The sequence below is a fragment of the Nonomuraea sp. NPDC051941 genome (assembly GCF_044593615.1).
Map to the genome: position 1 here is coordinate 79,476 of NZ_JBIUCF010000039.1, position 19,671 is coordinate 99,146.

The 19,671-nt window shown below is 72.6% G+C and carries 14 protein-coding genes; 2 read left to right on the plus strand and 12 right to left on the minus strand.

Features of this window, described 5'->3' with window-relative positions; all coding sequences use genetic code 11:
* The first annotated feature begins 11 nt into the window (after nt 1-11).
* A complete protein-coding gene (locus ACIHFD_RS46735; protein ID WP_397372379.1) occupies nt 12-2,048 on the plus strand; it encodes a glycoside hydrolase family 2 protein in 2,037 nt (678 codons plus the stop codon).
* Nucleotides 2,049-2,050: 2 nt separating this feature from the next.
* On the opposite strand, the gene ACIHFD_RS46740 is transcribed toward ACIHFD_RS46735, so the two are convergent.
* From ACIHFD_RS46740 to ACIHFD_RS46760, 5 genes are all read right to left on the minus strand, one after another.
* Entirely contained in the window at nt 2,051-2,938 is an 888-nt protein-coding gene (locus tag ACIHFD_RS46740; RefSeq protein ID WP_397372380.1) for a phosphotransferase family protein, read from the minus strand.
* Nucleotides 2,939-2,948: 10 nt separating this feature from the next.
* A complete protein-coding gene (locus tag ACIHFD_RS46745; RefSeq protein ID WP_397372381.1) occupies nt 2,949-3,704 on the minus strand; it encodes a maleylpyruvate isomerase family mycothiol-dependent enzyme in 756 nt (251 codons plus the stop codon).
* Between the two features lie 142 nt (nt 3,705-3,846).
* Complete coding sequence (locus tag ACIHFD_RS46750) at nt 3,847-4,839, minus strand: hypothetical protein (protein WP_397372382.1); 993 nt, start codon at nt 4,837-4,839, stop codon at nt 3,847-3,849.
* 10 nt (nt 4,840-4,849) lie between these two features.
* Nucleotides 4,850-6,097 (minus strand): MFS transporter, encoded by a 1,248-nt coding sequence (locus ACIHFD_RS46755; RefSeq protein WP_397372383.1) that lies wholly within the window; start codon nt 6,095-6,097, stop codon nt 4,850-4,852.
* A 125-nt stretch (nt 6,098-6,222) separates the two neighbouring features.
* Nucleotides 6,223-7,044, minus strand: a complete 822-nt coding sequence (locus ACIHFD_RS46760; RefSeq protein ID WP_397372384.1) for a TIGR02569 family protein — start codon at nt 7,042-7,044, stop codon at nt 6,223-6,225.
* Between the two features lie 69 nt (nt 7,045-7,113).
* On the opposite strand from ACIHFD_RS46760, the gene ACIHFD_RS46765 reads away from it, so the two are divergent.
* Nucleotides 7,114-7,260 (plus strand): hypothetical protein, encoded by a 147-nt coding sequence (locus ACIHFD_RS46765; RefSeq protein ID WP_397372385.1) that lies wholly within the window; start codon nt 7,114-7,116, stop codon nt 7,258-7,260.
* On the opposite strand, the gene ACIHFD_RS46770 is transcribed toward ACIHFD_RS46765, so the two are convergent.
* From ACIHFD_RS46770 to ACIHFD_RS46800, 7 genes are read right to left on the minus strand one after another with little or no spacing between them, the layout of a single operon-like run.
* Complete coding sequence (locus ACIHFD_RS46770) at nt 7,218-9,887, minus strand: hypothetical protein (RefSeq protein ID WP_397372386.1); 2,670 nt, start codon at nt 9,885-9,887, stop codon at nt 7,218-7,220. The genes ACIHFD_RS46765 and ACIHFD_RS46770 overlap by 43 nt on opposite strands.
* On the minus strand, nt 9,887-12,157 hold the full coding sequence (locus ACIHFD_RS46775; RefSeq protein WP_397372387.1) for a glycoside hydrolase family 3 N-terminal domain-containing protein: 2,271 nt from the start codon (nt 12,155-12,157) through the stop codon (nt 9,887-9,889). The genes ACIHFD_RS46770 and ACIHFD_RS46775 overlap by 1 nt, the downstream gene beginning before the upstream one ends.
* Nucleotides 12,144-13,445: a glycosyl hydrolase gene (locus ACIHFD_RS46780; protein WP_397372388.1), complete on the minus strand. Its 1,302-nt coding sequence runs from the start codon at nt 13,443-13,445 to the stop codon at nt 12,144-12,146. Before ACIHFD_RS46780 ends, ACIHFD_RS46775 begins: the two co-directional genes overlap by 14 nt.
* Nucleotide 13,446: 1 nt before the next feature.
* Nucleotides 13,447-14,292 carry a carbohydrate ABC transporter permease gene (locus ACIHFD_RS46785; RefSeq protein ID WP_355198690.1) on the minus strand — a complete coding sequence of 282 codons (846 nt, stop codon included), beginning with the start codon at nt 14,290-14,292 and terminating at the stop codon, nt 13,447-13,449.
* Nucleotides 14,292-15,209: a sugar ABC transporter permease gene (locus ACIHFD_RS46790; RefSeq protein WP_355198688.1), complete on the minus strand. Its 918-nt coding sequence runs from the start codon at nt 15,207-15,209 to the stop codon at nt 14,292-14,294. Before ACIHFD_RS46790 ends, ACIHFD_RS46785 begins: the two co-directional genes overlap by 1 nt.
* Nucleotides 15,206-16,486 (minus strand): extracellular solute-binding protein, encoded by a 1,281-nt coding sequence (locus ACIHFD_RS46795; RefSeq protein WP_397372389.1) that lies wholly within the window; start codon nt 16,484-16,486, stop codon nt 15,206-15,208. Before ACIHFD_RS46795 ends, ACIHFD_RS46790 begins: the two co-directional genes overlap by 4 nt.
* A complete protein-coding gene (locus ACIHFD_RS46800; protein WP_397372390.1) occupies nt 16,483-19,533 on the minus strand; it encodes an alpha-mannosidase in 3,051 nt (1,016 codons plus the stop codon). Before ACIHFD_RS46800 ends, ACIHFD_RS46795 begins: the two co-directional genes overlap by 4 nt.
* Nucleotides 19,534-19,671: the final 138 nt, after the last annotated feature.

Genomic DNA, 19,671 nt, shown 5'->3' on the forward strand with positions numbered 1-19,671 from the left:
CCCTCACCCTTATGGAAGAGAGCATCATGGAATACCCCCGCCCCCACTTCGACCGGTCGCACTCCTGGTCGAGCCTGAACGGCGAGTGGGACTTCCGGGCCGACACCGAGCCCGGCTGGAACAGGACCATCACCGTGCCCTTCGCCTGGGAGACCCCCGCGTCGGGCATCGAGGCCCACTGGCTGCCCGTGGCCTGGTACCGCCGCCCGGTCACCGTCCCCGCCGGGTGGGCGGGTCAGCGGGTCGTGCTGCACTTCGGGGCCGTGCACCACGAGGCCACGGTCTGGGTCAACGACGTCGAGGTGGTCACGCACCGGGGTGGCTACACGCCGTTCGAGGCCGACATCACCGACGCGCTGCGCGGCGACGGCCCGCAGGAGGTCGTGGTACGGGTCTGCGCGCCGCTGGACAAGCGGGAGCTCGCGCACGGCAAGCAGCGCAGCATCCCGCGCGACGACTACGACGGCGTCTGTTTCACCCCGTCGTCGGGGATCTGGCAGAGCGTCTGGCTGGAGGCCCGGCCCGCCACGCACCTGGCCGGGCTGAAGCTGCGCCCCTCGGCCGGGCTGGACGCCATCGAGGTGGAGGCCCGGGTGGCGGGGCTGTCGGAGTCCGTGCTGCGCCTGACCCTGCGCGGGACGGACACGACGGTGGAGGTCCCGGTCGTGGAGGGCGCGGCACGGGCGGTGCTCCCCGTCGCCGGGCCCCGGCTCTGGTCCCCGGACGACCCGCACCTCTACCACGTGGACGCCCGCCTGACCTCGGCCGACGGCACCGACGAGGTCGCCGCCTACACCGGGCTGCGCCGCGTCGAGGTGATCGGCGAGGACCTGTATCTCAACGGCCGCCGCCTGTTCGTGCGCGGCGTGCTCGACCAGGGCTACTGGCCCCGCACCGGCATCACCGCCCCCGACGACGCCGCGCTCCGCCGCGACATCGAGCTGGCCGCCGCGGCGGGCTACAACCTGGTACGCAAGCACCTCAAGCTGGAGGATCCCCGCTTCGTCCACCACGCCGACATCCTCGGGATGCTGGTCTGGGCCGAGCCCGCCTCGACCGGCCGCTTCTCGGCGGAGTCGGTGACCGCGTTCGAGGAGCAGATCGCGCCGATGGTGGAGCGCGACGGCGACTCGCCCGCGATCGTCATCTGGGGCCTGTACAACGAGGAATGGGGCCTGGACTGGGACATCCCGGGCGACCCGGCCAAGCAGCAGGCGGCGGCGCGGGCGTACGAGCTGCTCAAGGACCTCGACCCGAGCAGGCCGGCCGTGGACAACTCCGGCTGGACCCACGTGAAGACGGACCTGCTCGACTGGCACTACTACGACGAGTCCGCCGCCTCCTGGGGCCGGACGGTGGCCGCGCTGATGGACGGCGAGCAGGACGACTTCCCCGTCCGGCTCGGCCCCGACTACGTCGTGCGCAAGAAGCTGGCCGGATCCCCGTCACAGCCGCTGCGCGGGCTGCCCAACCTCAACAGCGAGTACGGCGGCGGCTTCACCTGCGTCGAGCGGGCCTGGCACCTGCGCTGGCAGACCCAGGAGCTGCGCCGCCACGACCGCCTGGCCGGCTACGTCTACACCGAGCTGTACGACGTCGAGCACGAGTCCGCGGGCCTGCTGGACTTCGAACGCCGCGCCAAGGACCTGGCCGGCGTGCACCCCGCCGACGTGAACGCCACCACCACGCTCGTGCTGGACGTCGTCCCCGTCGCGCCCGGCCGCGACCTGCTGAGCGAGTCGCGCGAGGTCACCGTGCCCGTCCGCGTCTCGCACCACGGGAGCGAGCCGGTCAACGGCCACCTGCACACGGCCTGGACCCCGGTGTTCGGCCCCGCCCCTGACGCCTTCGGCGCTGCGGGCTCCTGGATCGAGGCCAAGCCGTTCCTGCTCAGCGGCCCCGCCGAGGTCGGCGCCGCGCTGCCGGACGGCTGGACGAGCGGCCGGCTGCACATCGCCCTGGTCAGCGGCGGCGAGATCGTCGCCCGCTCGGCCGTGGACGTGGACACCTGCACCGCCCCGGTCATCGGGGACGACCCGGCCGCCTGACCTCACGGCTCGGCCAGCTCGAGAACCCGTTCCACGGCGGTGTCCGCGCGGGCGGGGTCGGGTGACTCGGAGAGGAAGACGAGGGCGAGCATCACCGCCGCGTCCAGCCGGCACAGCAGCGCGAGCGGCCCGGCGTCGGGCGGGGGCTCGGCGTGGCGCGCGTAGCCGGCGCGCAACGCCTCGAGGTCGAGCTGGTTCTCCGGGAGCCTGGCGAACTCTCCCAGGCGCCCGAACTCCAGGGCGGGGTGGGCGTGCAGGGCGTTCGACCAGTCGAGGAGGGCGCGTACCCGGCCCTGGTGACAGCGGACGTTCGCCCTGCGGACGTCCAGGTGGAGCAGCGCGCCGCGGCTGAGCGGCGCGGCGATCGGGAGCAGCCGTCCGGGGGCGGGCGGCGGCGGCCAGCCGTCCCTGAGGCGGGCGATCTCCCGCCAGCGGCGCAGGATCCTGCCGACCACGAGCCGGGACGCCGTCAGGTGTTCGGCGGCGACGGGTCGCGATCCGGGAAGCGGGACCGCGTGGAGGCGCGCCAGGAGCTCGCCGAGCCGGAAGCAGTCCAGCTCCGATCCGTCGTCCTCCACGTAGCGGCTGATCAGGAGGTCCGGCTCGTCCGGGGTCTCGGCGAGGACGAGGGCGACCGGCTCGGGCACGGGCAGCCCGTGGTCGCCCAGCAGGCGGGTGAGCCGGTACTCCTGGCGCAGCAGGGCGCGGGTGTCGACCCGAGGGTCGTTGGCGTTGGAGTCGAAGCGGCGCTCGCCGACGCGGACGGCGACCGGCGGCCCGCCGTCGCCCGGGCGGCCGCGGAAGACGGAGAACTCCAGGCCCCGCCCCAGGGGTTCGAGGCCGGTGATCCCGATGTCGGCCAGACGCTCGTCCAGACTGGGCCTGCTCATGGGGCCGGACTCAGCCGTCCTCCTCCTCCAGCCAGAACCCGGACCGCTCCAGCCACCGCCCGAGCAGCGCCGCATCCCCGGAGACCTCGACGTTCGGCGCGGGACGCCGGTAGACGAACAGGAGCAGCTCACTCACCGGCCCGCGAACCGTCACCGAGGCGTCCCCCTGCCCGCGCCTCCAGACGGGCGCGTCCCCGCCGAGGTCGACCAGCCACTCGCCGTTGAAGCTCAGCGCCCGTCCCGGGCCGAGCAGCCCGTGCCCCTCGTACGCCTCCGGCACGCAGCTGAACCCCAGCCACTCCTCCAGCCCTTCGACGGCGACCTCGTCGTCGACCTCGAAGCCGTTGCCCAGGGCGAGCGCGGCGTCGGCCCGGTGCAGCACGGTCTCGAACAGCGCCCGCCGCGCCCAGAACGCCGGCGTGTCCAGCCCCTGCGGCGTCCACACGGGCCCCTCGGCCCCGCGCAACGCCTCCACCAGCCGCTCCGCGCCCTCCCCGAGCCAGGGATCGAGCTCGGCCGCCACCTCGTCCGTGTACGCGTCGAGGTCGTTGATCCGCTCGTCGGAGACCGGCTCCACGGACCGCGACGTCACGACCGTCCCCATCCAGCGATGGGCTTCGCCGACGTGCCGCAGCAACTGCCCCAGAGACCATCCAGGGCAGGTGGGCACGGGCGTCTTCATGTCCGCGTTCTTGATCAGCGATCGCAGCAGCTCGGTCTGCCCGGCGATCTCGGCCCGCATCCGGTCGTAGGTCAACAGGGACATGTCCGCCACCCTAGGGGTGATCAGGCGGCCTCAGCAATCGCCTTCCGGCGCGTCGCCCGCCTCGCGGATCGGCCCGACATGGGCCGGCTGCAGCGCCGCGTTCGCGCTCGATACGGCCGCGCACTTGCACGCCGCCCGCGAGTCAGAAGCCGAGGCCGAGCAGCACCGTGTGCGCGTCCTCCGGGCCGCGCACGTGCTTGTTCAGCCTCGCCGGGGAAGGCACCTTCTCCGCCTTGAGGACGTCGGCGAGGTGCCGCGCCAGCCGTTCGCCGTCGACCTCGCCGGGGCCGCCCGCGTCGAGCGTCCAGGAGCGTACGGTCCGCTCGACCCGCTGCGACCAGCCCTGTTCCGCGCCCGGTGAGAAGTGCCTGAACCAGCCCTCCACGGTGAGCCGTTCGGCGGAGCGGATGGCGAGGACGGAGCGGGTTCCCGCGAACAGGGTGGCGCTTACGTTCCTGCCGATCGCGCCGGTCTCGGCGGGCAGCGTGCGCAGGAACGCCCCCAGCAGCGGCGGCAGCGCCGCCCATCGGGGCACCCGCCACCCGCCCGGCGTGCTGAGCCCCTCGTTGGCGGGGGTCAGATATTCGATGACGAATCCACCCGGCGACTGCGACGGCTCGCCCCACTCGAACGTGGCCCGCCGCCACTCCTCGTAGGGCTCTGTCGGCTGCAGGGAGAGCTCCGCGCCGGTCGCGGTGGCACGTAGTTCCAGCGATTCGGCGCCGGGTCGCCGCCAGCGCAGGAAAGGGGCTCCCCATTCCGGCGACGGGTCGTACCAGGGGCCGGTCGGGCCGTGGCTGCCGACGCTGTCGGCCGGGCCGATCGCGGCCTCCACCGCCTCGGCGTGCCGCCGGAACGCGGCGGCCGGTGCGCCCTCCAGGGAGAGGGGGACGGTCAGGCCGCGATATTCACGATCGCCCGCGTACCGCCGCTCGTGCTCCGCCACCGGAACCAGCCGGCCGCGCCATTCCGCCACCGGCACCGGGACCAGCCGGCCGAGCTCCTCCGCCACCGGCACCGGCATCAGCCGGCCGCGCCCCTCGGCCGCCGGTCGCAGCGCCGCGCCGGACCAGTCGCCGGGATCCACCTCGCACCACAGCCATGTCGCGATGCCGGCGGTGTCGTCCTTCGTCATGGGTGTGACCTCATGCCTTCTCGGGGTGGCGCTGGCGTACCGGGGTGGCCAGCGCGATCAGCGCCAGCAGCAGGCAGGACGCCCCCGCGACGACGAACACCGTCGTCGCGCCGTAGTGCGCGGCGCCCCAGCCGAGCGCGGCCGCGCCCACCGGCCCGAGCGAGAAGTGGATCGTCCAGAACGCCGACGTCACCCGGCCCAGCAGGTGAGCGGGCGTCACCTGCTGCCGCAGCGACATGGAGTTGATCCCGGCCAGGCTCACGCACGCCAGATAGAGGGCCATGATGGCGGCCACGCCCCACACCGAGCCGGCGAGCCCGAGGCTGAGGATGGCCAGGCCCGACACGATCTGCGCCCCGATCCACAACGGTCCGAACCCGAGCATCCGCCGCATCCGGGCCACCAGCGCCGAACCGGCCATCGTGCCCACCGCCCCGACCCCCAGCACGACGCCCACCACGGAATCCGGCTGGCCGAGGTCGTGCTTGAGCCGGTAGATGACGATGTCCGTCAGTCCGAGCGTCATGAAGATGAAGAACGACAGCAGGATGGTCAGGGTGCGCAGCACCGGGTGCCGGAGCAGGAACTCCGCCCCGGCCAGCAGTTCCCGCCACGGCCGCCGGCCGGGCGCGGGCTCCACCGGCTCGACGGTCTCGACGGCGTAGCGGGAGGCGTGGGTCAGCAGGACGCCGAGCGCGGACAGTCCGAAGCTGGCGGCGTTGATGGCGATCGCGGCGGTCGGGCCCAGGTGGCCGCTCACCACCCCGGCCAGGGTGGGGCCGAGGATGCCCGCCGCGGCGGCCGTGGCGTACAGCATGCTGTTGGCCTCGGTGACGCGCTTCTCGCCGGCCAGGCCGCGGACCGCGGCCACGTACGTGACCTGGAAGACCATGCCCACGGCGGCGGCCAGCGGCAGCACCGCGTACAGGAGCCAGACATGCTGGCCGAACGCCCAGGCCACCGGGATCGTCACGTACAGCACGAGCCGGATGACGTCGCAGGCGATGAGCAGCCGGCGCCGGTCGAACCGGTCGGCGAGCACCCCCGCGAACACCCCGGCCGCCACCGACGCCGCCCCCGACACGCCGGTGAGCAGCCCCATCTGGGCGACGGAGCCGGTGACGTCGAGGATGAGGAGGGGCACCGCGATGAGCGCGAACGAGTCGCCCGCCACGGACAACGTCTGGGCACACCAGAAGATCAGGAAGTCACGGTCGCGCCACAGCGACCGGCTCACCGGCGGCGCGTCAGCGCGCATCGCCCACGGGGCCTGCCTGGGATGATCGGTATGCGCCGAGCCGGGAGGAAATCACGCGGGCAACCCTATCCCTCCCGATCCGGGGCACGCCGCTCAATTTCCAGCCCCGCACCGGCGCCTCGTCCTCACCCCCTGAGGCCGCGCTCTTCCACGAGGTGAGTGACGCCCGCGAAGCGGGTCAGCTCGTCCTCGGGAACGCGGCCCGCCCAGACGGCCGTCGTGGCCAGCCGGAAGATGAGCGCGCGCGCCAGCACGTGAAGCCCTTCGCGGCCGGGCAGGACGGCCTCGATGAGCTCCGGTTCCGCCCGGTGGTAGAGCAGCCCGTCCGCGACCACGACGGCCTCGGCGTACGCGACCGGCCGCCAGTACGGCGAGAAGTCGATCACGACGGGTGGCCGTCCGGGATGGAACAGCACGTTCCCGGTCAGATCGCCGTGAATGAGCTGGCTGGGAGCCGTGACGGGACCCGCGAGCTCACCCAGCCTGCCCAGCAGTTCATCGGCGTTGGTCGGTCGCGGCGGAGCGGCCTCGCCCCAGGCGACGCGGTCAGCGACCGCCCAGGGATCGTCACGCCGGTCGAGCAGGGCCGGGCGCGGGAGGTGCCGCAGCTCCCGATGGAACGCCCTGCCGGCGGCGATCAGCGCCCCCCACTTCCCGGCCGGCCCCTCCCGACCGTCCAGGAACTCGGAGGCTGTCCATCCCTCGACGACGTAGTCCCCGTCGCGGGAGCGGAGCGGGCGGGGGACCCGGAAACCGGCCGTGGGGGACAGGCCCGCGAACACCCGCGCGGACCATTCGGCCTCTTCCGCGCCGTCCACGGGTTTCACGACCGCGTCGCCGGCCCGGAAAGTCCGTCCCCGGCCGCCGGCGAGCGGGCGGACGGGCGCGGTCAGCCCGAAGGCCGCCAGCACGCCGGGCGGCGGCTGCGTCACCGTTCCCAAGGTCATGGCGGCCATCGTGCCGGATCGCCGCCCCGCCGAGCACCCGGATTTCCGGCAGAAGGCACCATGGTCGTCATGACCGAGGAACCTCTCACCGGCGGGAACAACGCCCTGGAGGTCGTCCGGGTCGGCGACACGGTCCGCCGCACCCGCGACGTCGAGACGGCCAACCCACGCGATCAGTTGCCGCGCAGCACCGTCGTGGCCTTGTTGCCGGCGTAGTCCTCCAGCACCGCGACCACCTTGCTACCGGCGCTGGACATGGTCACCGTCTCGGCGGCCCGGGTCGTGCGGCCGCGGATGATGTACGGCTTGGCGCCCGACCCGTACGTCGTCGCGAACGACTTCGCCTGGCCGTTCTCAAGGACGGTCAGGGTGTGCCAGTCCGGAAGCGTCGGCCGGGAGAAGGTGAACGTGTTCCCGCTGATCTTCACCGCCGACGCCGGGTAGGGCGCGATCTCGGTGTCGGCGAACCTCCCGCGCACGGCGGTGGCCGTGCCAGGCCCCGCCCGCAGGGTGAGCAGGTAGCCGTCACCGTTGACCGGCACCCCGGTCAGCGTCGTGCCCGTGCCGGTCCCGGGCAGCTCGACCTCCTTGCTGTACGGACGGGACGTGTCGAGGCTCTGGACCTTCAGCGTGACGGGCCGGCCGCTCGCCGGGGGAGTCCAGGAGGCGGTCAGCGTGCCGTCCGGCTTGGCCGACGCCTTCACCTTGGCCGGCGCCGTGGCCAGGTCGAACGAGGTGGTCGCGGCCGGGCTCTCGGACCCGTCCGGGCCGACCGCCACCAGCCTGATCGTCCCCGACGTGGCCGTGAAGCGCTTGACGTAGTAGACGTCGTCGTAGATCCCGCCGAGGTAGGTGTCGTCGAGGTAGACGTCGTAGCGGCGCACCTTGTCGTACCCGGCGCTCTTCCAGGCCAGGAACAGCTCGCCGGTCTCGGGCAGCAGCTGGGTGATGCGCAGGTCCTGCGGCGCCGCGGGCGTGCGGTCCTTGCCGTCGCGCAGGGCCAGCGCGCCGAGGTTGACCTGGTATCCCTGGATCGGGCGGGCGCCGGCGGCGACGACCAGGCCGAGCGCCGCGACGCGCCGGCCGGCGTACGCCGACAGGTCCACCGACCGCGTGGTCCAGCCCGTGGTGCGCTGGCCCGAACCGGCCAGCGGCAGCTGGACCACCTTGGTGGGGTCGGAGGCGAGCACGAGGCCGAGCCGCAGCTCGGAGTCGTCGCTCGCCGAGGGCTTGGTGTAGGTCAGGTCGAGGGTCGAGCCCTTGGCGACCTGCAGGTCCGTCTTGTAGAGCCGTACGGTGTTGTCGCCGTCGAGCGTGCCGCTGAGCACGAGCGAGCTGCCGCCGTTGTAGGCGCCGATCTTCTGGTACGAGAACCGGCTCGCCGGCGTGTACGCGGGGCCGTAGTCGAAGTCGGCGCTGAGCGGCGTCCCGGCCGCCTCGATCCACCACTGCCAGGTCACCGGGATGTCCTGGAGGTTGATGTTGCCCCACTCCTTCGGGTTCGACAGCCGGCCCTTGGTCCAGGTGGACAGGCCGTGGCCGGTGTTGAAGGAGGTGGCGAACGTGGTGCCGCCGATGACGGAGCGCTCGGCGACGTACTTGGAGATCCCCTTCCAGGTGCCCTCGGGGGTCGTGGCGCCGGCCGAGGAGCCGGTCCACCAGCGGCGCTCCCGGTCGAAGACGTCCCGCTGCGCGGCGTCGTCGGTCTTGTTCGCGTAGTCGGAGGAGACGAAGTCGGCGCCGAGCGTGGCGATGGCGTTCATCGGCGCGCCGCCGGCGTCGAGGTTGTCCTCGAGGTTGTACGGCTGGTTGAACTGGTACTGCCCGGCCTCGACCCCGGCGAAGACGCTCTTGCGGGAGTCCAGCCCGAGGCCGGAGGCGTAGCTCTTGGAGTTGGTGAGCTTGGTCCGGTTCCACCAGTAGTTGAGGAAGATGGAGTCGGACACGTCGCCGAGCCGCTGGTCGCGCACGAACGGGCCGTTCACCGCGTTGAACTCGTTCTGGTACGAGATGGCGCCCGTGGAGTTGTCGATGGAGTCGTACCACTGCACGTAGATGCCGCCGTCGCGCAGCTGCTTCAGGAACTGCTTGTACACCGGGATGTCCGCCGGGGCGACCCGCGCCTCCTGGTTGATGAAGTAGCCGTCGAAGCCGTAGAACTTGGCGACCTGGATCAGCTTGGCGGCCACGGGGAAGCCCCCGGCGGCGTCGCGGACCAGCAGCTCGGAGTAGGTCTGGTCGCCGCGGTCGTTGTCGGAGAAGAAGATGCAGCCCAGCGAGCGCACCCCGTTGGCGTGGGCGGCGTTGGTGTAGCCGGGGTTGGGCAGGTTGAGCATCCCGAACTCGAACCACTTCTCCCGCCAGTCGGCGGCCGGGTCGTAGTAGTTCACCGGGACTCCCTGGGTGGGCATGCCGTGCCAGGAGCCGTAGAAGTCGGCGTACTGCCAGTAGTTGAACAGGTACTGGCTGAACTCGTTGGTGTAGGGGTGGCTCTCGAAGAAGGCGTTGCCGTAGTCGCCGGCCAGGGTCAGCAGCTGGGTGCCGGCGGGCAGCGCCGGGTTGCGCTGCGTGGCGGCGTTGGCGGCGTTGCGCTGCTGGAGCGGCACCTTGGCGCGCAGTAATTCGGCGCCGGCGTCGTCGGCGGGGTTCCAGCGCAGCAGGTCGGTGACGGAGTAGCCGTGCTGGTAGGGCTGGCTGGCGCCGACCGCGCTCTCGCCGGTCCAGGGCAGCGTGTCGCTGGCCGCGGCGCCGGTGGCGGTCAGCGCGACGGCGAGCATCGCGGCCAGGGCGGCGGTGCCGGCACGCGTCACCGCCCGTCTGCGGGTGCGATGTGATCGGGCCATCACGACTCCTCACTGTCGGGAAGGGGGTCGGCCGGTCCGGGGGAGTGGACGGCCGGGCGGATGGTTTCGTGCAGGTCCGCGACGTACAGATCGGTACGGGCCCGGTCCGCCGCGTCCTCGGCGAAGCAGCGCGCGGCGGGCAGGTCCCAGACGACGGCGGTACGGCCGCCCGCCGGGACGGTGACCCTGCGGAAGGAGAGCAGCTCGCGCAGGCGCGGCAGCACCCGGCCTCCGGTACGGCGCCCGAACAGCGGCACGACCACCTCGGCCGCGGCGCCGCCCGGGTTGGCGACCTCGACGCTCACCCGGACCGTGTCCGCGCCGGCCTCGGCGGTGAGGCGGTCGAGGAGCACGGGCCGGTAGCGCAGGCCGTGGCCGAACGGGAAGAGCACCGGGTCCGGCGCGTCCTGGTAGACGTCGCCGGCGGGGTGCCGGTCGTTGTGGCGGACCGGTACCGCGCCCGGATGGGCGGGCACGGTGAACGGCAGGCGGCCGACCGGCTCGTAGCCGCCGAACAGCGCGTCGGCGATCGCGTGGCCTCCGTGCGGGCCGGGGTAGCCGGCCCACAGCAGCGCGTCGGTGTGCGCCAGGACACCGGTGAGCACATGCGGCCGGCCGGCGACGACGACGGCCACCACGGGGCAGCCGGCCCGCGCCCGGACAGCGGCGACCAGGTCGTCCTGGCCGCCGGGCAGGGTGAGATCGGCCAGGTCGACGCCTTCCCCGGCGGTGGCCGTGGCCGCCTGGCCCGCGATCGCCCCGTTGGCCGCGAACTCCTCGGCGTACGTGCGGTGGCTCGTCCCGCCGAGCGCCAGGATCACCAGGTCGGCGCCGCTCAGGTCGGCCGCCGTGGGGACACCCGGCGGGCACACCACCTCGGCGTCCGGCAGGGCCTGCCGCAGGGCGAGGTCCAGGCCGGCGGCCGACCCCGGCGGCAGGGGCGGGACGTAGTCGCCCAGCAGGGCGGTGACATCGCGGGCGTTCGGGCCGGCGAGGACGACCTTGGTCAGCGACCGAGGTTCGAGGGGGAGGAGGCCGCCGGCGTTGTGCAGCAGCACCAGGGACTGCCGGGCCAGGCGGCGGGACAGGCCGTCGGCGGCCCGCCCGGCCAGCACGAGCGCCTCGCGGCGCTCGGCCAGAGTGAGCGCCTCGCGTTCGGCACCTGGGGCGGCCTCACCCGCGGTGTCCCCGAGCAGGCCGGCGCGGTGCTTGAGGGTGAGCACCCGGCGGCAGGCGGCGTCGACCAGCTCGGCCACCCGCGGGTCCGCCAGGGCCGCCTCCTCCAGCAGGGCGAAGGACTCGTCCCAGAGCGACAGGTCCACCCCGGCCTCCAGCGCGGCCACGGCGGCGCCCGCCGGGTCGCCCGTCATCGAGGTCAGCCGGTCCACGGCCAGCCCGTCGGCCATGACGATCCCGTCGAATCCGCATTCGTCCCGCAGGAAGCCCGTCAGGAGGTCGCGGTTGGCGCAGCACGGCACCCCGTCGATGTCGTTGTAGGCCGCCATGAACCCCAGCGCCCCGGCCTCCACCGCGGCCCGCGCCGCCGGGAGATGCAGCTCGCGCAGGTCGCGGGGCCCGATGACGGCGGACTGGCCGTTGCGCCCGCCGACCGCCTCGCCCTGGGCGGCCAGGTGCTTGAGCACGATCGCGACCCCGCCGCGGCCCACCGCGCCGCGATCGGCGCCCTGCATGCCGATCACCAGCGCCCGGGTGAGCTCGGCGGCCAGCAGCGGATCCTCCCCGAAGCACTCCTCCGCCCGGCCCCACCGCGGGTCCCGCAGCAGGTCGAGCGCGGACACCAGGGCCAGGTGCACGCCGCTCGCGGCGAGTTCGGCGGCGACGGCGGCCGCGGCCTCGGCCAGCAGGTCCGGATCGCACCCGGCGGCCACCGCGAGGTTGGTGGGCAGCAGCGTCCCGCCGAGCGCCTGGTGCCCGTGCGGGGCCTCCTCCGACAGCAGCACCCCGATCCCGTGGCCGCCGGCCCGCGTCACCTCGTCCTGGACGAGGGCGGCGACCTCGGCGCGCTCCTCCGGCCGGATCCCGTCGGCCCAGGTGCGGCCCGACCAGGCGTCGGCGCGGAAGACCCCGTACAGCGCGCCGAGCCCGCCCCACCGGTCGAGCTCGGCGCGGGCGAGATCGGTGAGACGGAATCCGCCCCGAGGGGCCCGCTCGACGGCCTGCCAGCCGTAGAGGCGCTGGTTGAGCTGGCCGACCTTCTCGCGCGGGGACAGCTTGGCGAGCAGCCGCTCGACCGGCTCAGCGGTCGGCATGGGCGGCCATCCGGTCGAGGACCTCGTCGTCGGCGACCGAACTGTAGAAGGTGCGGCCCGTGGGCTCGGCGTGGACGAGCCGTTCGATGCCGCGGGCGCGCAGCGCGGCCGGGTCGCCCGCGGTCGCGGAGGTCACCAGGGCGGGGCGGGCCCCGGCGCGGGCGCGGCCCATCCAGGTCTCGAAGACGCCGCCGCCGGGGGAGAGCTCCGCCCGGGACACGGGGACGTCGTCGGCGCCGACGGGGACGACGACGGCCTCGGTCCGCGGGGAGGGGCGCGACCGGTGCCGCAGCTCCGCGGCCAGGTCGGCGAAGCGCCGGCCGATCGGCTTGACCGCGCCGTCGGCCCCGATCAGGCCGAGGCTGTGCTCCAGGTCGGGGAAGTCGGCCAGCCGGCGCTCCACGTCGTGCGAGCACCACCACGTGACGCCCCAGAGGGCGTCGCTGTCGGCCGCCGCCCGCACGGTCCCCTCGCAGAAGCCGGGCGCCTGGTCCTCGGTGAGGTGGTTGAGCGGCGCGCCGACCTCCTGCAGCCAGACCGGACGCGCCGGGTCGAGGGCGAAGGCGCGCGACAGCTCGATGAGGTACGCGGCGTGGGTGATGCTTTCGTGTGACATCGCCCCATAGCCCTGGGCGGTGCCGTTGAAGATCCACGAGTGGATCACGCTCATCTGGCCGTGCCGGCTGGAGTGCGCCGGGGTGAAGGGGTGGTCGTCGGCGTACCAGACGGCGTCGTACTCGGCATTGAGCCGGAAGTGGCGGCGGTCGCGCGGCCCATCGCCGTGCAGCGCCCGCAGCCAGGCCGTCACCTGCCGGGCGGTGGCCGGCATCGGGCTCGGATGCAGCGCGGAGGTGAACTGGTTGACCTCGTTGCCCAGGGTCAGGCCGAGGAAGTTGGGCAGGTCGTACAGGTGCCCGTCGAGCGCCTCCACCAGCTCGGCCTGCGCGGCGATCGCGTCGGGGTCGGTGAACATGCTGCGCCGATGCCAGTCCGTCAGCCAGCTCGGCACGAAGTCGAAGCCGGACAGGTGCCCCTGCAGGACGTCCACGCTCGCATCGAGGCCGGCCTCGCCGGCGATCTCCACGACGCGGCGGACGTCGTCCAGCGCGCGGCGGCGGATCAGCGTCCGGTTCGGCTGCAGGACGGGCCACAACGGCATCACGCGTACGTGGTCCAGGCCCAGCCCGGCCAGGGCCTCCATGTCCCGCCGGGTGGCCGCCCAGTCCGGATCCAGCCAGGAGTAGAACCAGTCCTGGGAAGGCGTGTAGTTGACCCCGAATCTCAGCATTTCAACCTTTCAAGCCTCCCGCTTCGAGCCCGCGGAAGAAGTAGCGCTGCAAGATGGCGAAGAACGTGACGATGGGAACCAGGGCGATGATCGTGCCGGCCGCGATGAGGCGCGGATCGTCGTAGAAGGTGCCGCGCAGGCGGTTCAGCCCGACGGTGAGGGTGTAGTTGTCCTCGTCGGACAGCACGATGAGCGGCCACAGGAAGTCGTTCCACGAGCCGACGAAAGCGAAGATCGCCACGACCGTGATGACGCCTTTGACCTGGGGGACGGAGACGCGGATGAACCGCTGCCAGGCGTTGGCGCCGTCGACGATGGCCGCCTCCTCGAACTCGGCCGGCAGGTTGCGGAACGCGTTGCGCATGAGCAGGACGTTCAGCGCGGCCACGATCGTCGGCAGGACGACCCCCAGCAGGGTGTTGGCCAGCCCGGCCGCCCTGACCAGCAGGAACTGGGAGATCAGCACGGTTTCGGCCGGGACGAGCAGGGCCGCGACGCAGATGGCCGCCGCCACCCCGCGGCCGCGGAAGCGCAGCTTGCCCAGCGCGTACCCGGCGCAGGTGGCGCCCACCACGTTGCCGGTGACGGCCATGGCGGCCACGAGCAGGGAGTTGAGCAGGTAGTGCGGCACCGGGACGCGGTCGAGCACCGTCGCGAAGTTCCCCAGCGTTGGATGGCCGGGAAGCAGCTCGGGCGGCCGCGTGTAGAGCGCGTCGCCGGCTCCCTTGAGCGACAGCGAGACCTGCCACAGCAGGGGACCCGCGAGCAGCACGGCCATCAGCAGGAGGATGAGGTAGCGCACGACCATGCCTGCCGCGATGCGGCGTCGCGCGGACGGACCGGACATCAGGAGGACCTCTGCTTGCGTTGCAGGACGAGCTGCGCGACCAGCAGCCCGCCGAGGATGACGAACATGACCAGGCTGATCGCGCCCGCGTAGCCGGTGCGTGCCTGCAGGCCGGTGCCCTCGCGCTGGATGAGCATGGTCATCGTGAGATCGCCGCCGCCGACCCCGCCGGTGCCGTCGGTGAGCACGTAGATCTCGCCGAACACCCGGAAGGCCGCCACCGAGGACAGCACGCCGATCAGGCCCATCGTGGAACGCACGCCCGGGACGGTGACGCTGAGGAAGCTGCGTATCGGGCCCGCGCCGTCCATCGCCGCCGCGTCGTACAGGCTCTGATCGATGTTCGCCAGCGCGGCCAGGTAGATGACCATGTAGTAGCCCAGGCCCATCCACACGGTGACGAACATCGCGCTGAACAGCAGCAGCCACCGGTCGGTCAGGAAGGGCACCGGCGCGGCGACCGCTTTGAGCGTGCCGAGCAGCTCGTTCACCAGGCCGCGCTTGTCGAGCATGTTCGTCCAGATCAGCCCGACGATGACCGGCGACATGATCACCGGCAGGTACATCGTGGTGCGGAAGAAGCCCATCAGCCGGCCGGCGCCGCTCAGCAGCGAGGCGAGCACGAGCGGCAGCGCCACCATGAGCGGCACCACGCACACCGTGTAGAGCGTGGAGTTCAGCAGCGCGGTGCCGAAGCGCTCGTCGGTGAACATCCGCCGGAAGTTGTCCCACCCGGTGAACTCCCCGGTCCTGAGCAGGGTGGAGTCCGTGAACGCCAGGCGCAGCGTGTTCAGGAACGGCACGAGGACCAGGACCACGATGACGGCCAGCGCCGGCAGCAGGAACAGCCACGGGGTCAGGCGCCAGCGATGGGTCGCCGGCGCGCTGCCCTCGTCGTGGGTGGCGGAGCCGGTCATCCGTGCGCGGCCAGCCGCTCGTTGGAGTACTTGACCGACTCGTCCAGCGCCTGCTGCACCGTCTTCTTGCCCAGCAGCGACTGGGCGATCTGCTCGCGCAGCGTGTCGGCGTCGGCCGAGCCGGAGAACGCCGGGGGCCACCACACGACCGCCTTCTTCACCTGGGCGGCGCTCTCCAGGCGCACCTTCGTGGCGGGGTCGCCGTCGTCCTTGGTGAAGTACTCGTCGTCCATCGACCCGGCCGATGAGGGGAACACCGAGGCCTTCTTGGCGAAGGCGAGCTGGTTGGCGGTGTTGGTGACGTACTTGGCGAAGGCCGTGGCCAGCGGCTGGTTCTTGCCGGCGGCGTTCACGACGAGCGACTCGATGTACATGTTGGGGGCGGCGTTGCTGATCCGCGGCCCGATCCCGAGCGTCTTGTAGATCTCGGGCGCGGTGTCCTTCAGGTCGTTGAGGGTGTACGAGCTGCCCGACAGGTACGCCAGCCGGCCGGCCTTGAACTCCTCGACCTCCTTGGTCTGCAGGTTGTTCAGCGCCTCCTGGGTCAGGCCCTTGCTGGCGAACAGCTTGCGGAAGCGCTCGACGAACTCCGCGCCCTTGGCGTCGTTGTAGGTGAACTGCTTGCCCGCGGCGTCCATGAGGGGCACGCCGTACTCGCCGAACATCTCGATGACGGGCATCCGGGCGATCATCGACACGTCCGAGCAGTTCTTGGCCATGGTCTCGGCCTGGTCGAACAGCTCGTCGTAGGTGGCGGGCAGCTTGGCCGGGTCGAGACCGCACTTCTTGAACAGCGCGGTGTTGAAGAACGCCGGCCCGGTGTTCAGGTACCACGGGTAGCCGTAGGTCCCGCCGCCGAGCCCGCTGAACGTCATCGCCTGCCACGCCTTGTCCAGATACTGGCCCTTGGCCTGGGGGTCGGCCTTGTTCAGGTCGAGCAGGACCCCGGCCTGGGCCAGCGTGTAGGCGGCCTCGGGGCCCATGTCCACGACGTCGGGCAGCGCCCCCGCCGCGGCGTCGGCCGACAGCTTGTCCTGGTAGCCCTCGGCGGGCTGGTCCACCCAGGCGATCTTCGTGCCCGGGTGCTCCTTCTCGAAGGCCGCGATCAGCTCGGTGAAGTACGGCGTGAACTTCTCGTTCTTCAGGTTCCACGTCTGGAACTTGATCGATCCCGTCAGCGCCCCGCCCGAGGCCTGCGGCGCCGATCCGCCGTCACCGCACCCGGACAGCAGCAGCGATCCCAGGGCCAGCGCCGCGACGCAAGTCCGTGTTCTCATTGGACATCCTCCTTGAGTGATGCATGAGTGGCGATCCGCAGGGTCGCCACCTGGAAGGGGCCGAGGTCCAGCCGCGCCTCGCCCACGGGACGGCGCGCGCCCGCCGGGCCCAGGGCCACGGGCAGGTCCTCGTCCGCGCCGAGCTCCCGTTCGAGCAGGTCGGTCTCCCACACGACGGCTCCCGCGCCGAGCTCCTCGTGGCAGCTCAGCCGGGCGCTCGCCCGTCCGCCCCGCGTCTCGTACACGCGTACGACCAGGTCGCCGGAGCCGTCGTCGGCCTGCTTCACCCAGTCGACGAGCGCGTGGCCGGTGAGGAGCTCCAACCGGACCAGCGGCGCGGGCAGGCCGGTGAGGTCGGGCGCGTTGAACGCGTACGCGGCCTCGACCGCGGCCGGCACGTCCGCGCCGGGCAGCACCGCCCATCGGAAGGTGTGCGTGCCGAGGTCGGCGCGGGGGTCGGGGAAGCGCGCGCCCCGCAGGAGGGAGAGCCGGACGACGGTGGAGCCGCCGTCGGCGCGGGCGTCGGCCCCGTACATCGTGTCGTTGACGATCGCGAGGCCGAAGTCGCCGTCGTCCACGTGCACGTAGCGGTGCATCGCGGCCTCGAACATCGCCTCCTCGGTCGCGGTGTTGGTCAGCAGCGGGCGTTCGACGTAGCCGTACTGGGTTTCGAAGCGCGCGGTCCGCGCCAGGACCCGCACCGGGACGGCGACCTTGAGCAGGCGTTCGCGCTCCTGCCAGTCCACGGCGCACTCGGTCTCGAACCGCCCGGTGCCGGCCCGCAGCCACATGGTCAGCGTGACCGTGGACGCGCCGGTCCGCCGGACCACCTCCACGCCGGCGTCGGGCCCGCTGCGGACCACCCTGCGGCTGGTGACGTCGTCGAGCGCCCGGGGGTGGCGCAGCACGTGGCGGTCCACGTCCCAGGCGTCCCAGCGCACCGGCTCGTCGCGGAAGAGCTGCAGCTCGTTGAGGCGGCGGCCGGGCGGGACGACCTCCCGGCCACTGCGCAGGTCGAGGAGCGAGACGACGTGGCCGCCGCCGTCCACCACGACCCGCAGCAGGCTGTCGTCCAGCACGGTGGCGCCGGCCTCGCCGTCGGAGACCTCGACCCCGACCACGACCGGGGCCGCACCCGGCCGCGCCGGCGTGATGAACGGGGGCAGCCCGCCCTCGGCCCGCCCGTCGCCCAGCGCCGCGCCCGCCCGCTTGATCAGATCGTGCAGGCGCTCCTCGATCGCCAGGTAGGTGTCGCGGGCCTCGCGATGCACCCAGCTGATCGACGTACCCGGGAGGATGTCGTGGAACTGGTGCAGCAGCACGGTGCGCCAGATCTCGTCGAGGTCCTCGCGCGGGTACGGCGCCCCGCGCAGCGCGCTCGCCGCCGCGCTGAGATATTCGGCGGCCCGCAGCAGCGACTCGCAGCGCCGGTTGTGCCGCTTCATGGCCGACTGCGAGGTCAGGGTGCCCCGATGCAGCTCCAGGTAGAGCTCGCCCCGGTAGGCCGGCTCCAGCGCCCCGGCCTCCCGCAGCTCGGACTCGGCCTCCTCGAAGAACTCCGCCGGGGTCCTGGAGATCACGCGTGGCGCCCCCTCCAGGTCGGCGAAGCGGCGCAGCCGCTCGGCCATCTCCCGGGTGGGGCCGCCGCCTCCGTCGCCGTAGCCGTACGGGAGCAGCGAATGGGAGGCGATCGCCTTGTCCTTGAACGTGGCGACCGCGTGATGGAGCTCGCGGGCGGTCACCTCGGCGGCGTACGTCTCCGCGGGCGGGAAGTGGGTGAAGACGCGGGTGCCGTCGATGCCCTCCCACCAGAAGGAGTGGTGCGGGAAGACCGTGGTGTCGTTCCAGGAGATCTTCTGCGTCAGGAACCAGCGGGACCCGGCCCTGCGGGCCAGCTGCGGCAGGGCGCCCGAGTAGCCGAAGGAGTCGGGCAGCCACATCTCGCGGGGCTCGCGGCCGAAGCGGCTCAGGAAGTAGCGCTTGCCGTAGGTCAGCTGGCGCACCATCGACTCGCCGGTGGGGATGACGCCGTCAGCCTCCACCCACATGCCGCCGACGGGCACGAACCGGCCCTGCTCGACATGGTGCCGCAGCCGCTCGAACAGCTCCGGATAGCGCTCTTCGAGCCAGCTGAAGTGCTGGGCCGCCGACATCGTGTACACCAGGCCGGGGTCGGCGTCGAGGAGGGCGAGCGCGTTGGAGACCGTACGGGCGAGCTTGCGGACCGTCTCGCGCAGCGGCCACAGCCACGCCGTGTCCATGTGCGCGTGCCCGACGGCGGTGATCCGGTGGGCGCTGGCGTGCGCGGGCGTGGCCAGGACGGGAGCGAGGATCGCCCGCGCCCGCCCGGCACTCGCCTCGGCGTCCGCCTCGTCGTAGACGTCCAGGGCCTCCTCGATCGCGCGCAGCAGCCGCCAGTGACGCGGCTCGTCCGCGCTCAGCTCGGCGGCCAGGCCGCCGGCCACGTCCAGGTCGCAGCACAGCGCGTGGATCTCGGGCGAGAACGCGGCGATCTCCGCGCGGCGCAGCCTGAACTGCTCGAACGGCTCCTGCGCGCCCTTCTCGCCGTGCTCGGTGACGACGAAGGGCGGCAGGCCGAGCAGCAGGGGATTGGCCGCCGCCTCGACATACAGCACGAACGAGCCGTCGGCGCCGACCAGATCGGCCCCGTGACCTCGTAACCGGATGTCGGACTGGCGGGGGTGCAGGCCCTTGACGATGGTCCCGTCCGGGATGAAGACCAGGCCCTCGCAGTGACCGCCCACGGAGTGGTCGAACCAGCCCAGGTCCAGCACCAGGTCGATCGGGCCGTCCTGCCCCGGGTCGACCGTGCCCCGGATCCGGAACCAGGTCGTGGACCAGGCCTCGCCCCAGGCGGCGCCCAGGGGGAAGGGGCGGTAGGCGGGGGCGGCCCGGCCGGCGTCGGGTTCGAGCCCGAGGGCATGGCGGGCGCGCACCGGCTCGCCGTCGTCCGGGACCGTCCAGGCCTCGACCTCGACACCGCCCAGCCGGGTGTGGAGCCGGGGCTGAATCCGTTCCCGCCGCACGCGGGCGAGCCTCTCTAGCGTGCGGCTGAGGTGGTTGTGCATCTCGTACCTCTCCGTAGCGGAGGTATCACAATCGGCCTAATACGTTTTAGTACGTTATGATCAGCAAGCGACCGCAGACTAATACGTTTTAGGTGT